Annotated in this window: 1 rRNA gene; it reads left to right on the top strand. The window is 45.2% G+C overall.

The features are described 5' to 3' along the window. Positions 1-470, top strand: a 16S ribosomal RNA gene (locus E2E34_RS37745); the annotation flags it as partial. Between the last annotated feature and the right edge of the window lie 211 nt (positions 471-681).

Here is a 681-nt window from a genome sequence, read left to right as displayed (position 1 = left end):
CCTTTACTACTTGGATAACCGTGGTAATTCTAGAGCTAATACATGCTAAAAATTCCGACTGGTTGGAAGGGATGTATTTATTAGATAAAAAATCAATGCTTTTCGGAGCTCTTTGATGATTCATAATAACTTTTCGAATCGCATGGCCTTGTGCTGGCGATGGTTCATTCAAATTTCTGCCCTATCAACTTTCGATGGTAGGATAGTGGCCTACCATGGTTTCAACGGGTAACGGGGAATAAGGGTTCGATTCCGGAGAGGGAGCCTGAGAAACGGCTACCACATCCAAGGAAGGCAGCAGGCGCGCAAATTACCCAATCCCGACACGGGGAGGTAGTGACAATAAATAACGATACAGGGCCCTTTCGGGTCTTGTAATTGGAATGAGTACAATGTAAATACCTTAACGAGGAACAATTGGAGGGCAAGTCTGGTGCCAGCAGCCGCGGTAATTCCAGCTCCAATAGCGTATATTAAAGTTGTTGCAGTTAAAAAGCTCGTAGTTGAACCTTGGGCTTGGTTGGCCGGTCCGCCTTTTTGGCGAGTACTGGACCCAACCGAGCCTTTCCTTCTGGCTAACCTTTCGCCCTTGTGGTGTTTGGCGAACCAGGACTTTTACTTTGAAAAAATTAGAGTGTTCAAAGCAGGCCTTTGCTCGAATATATTAGCATGGAATAATAG

Origin of the sequence: Streptomyces albidochromogenes, assembly GCF_005981925.1 — a bacterium.
Classification (GTDB): domain Bacteria; phylum Actinomycetota; class Actinomycetes; order Streptomycetales; family Streptomycetaceae; genus Streptomyces; species Streptomyces albidochromogenes.
The sequence above is the reverse complement of the archived record's forward strand: the minus strand, read 5'-3'. Positions and strand labels throughout refer to the sequence as shown.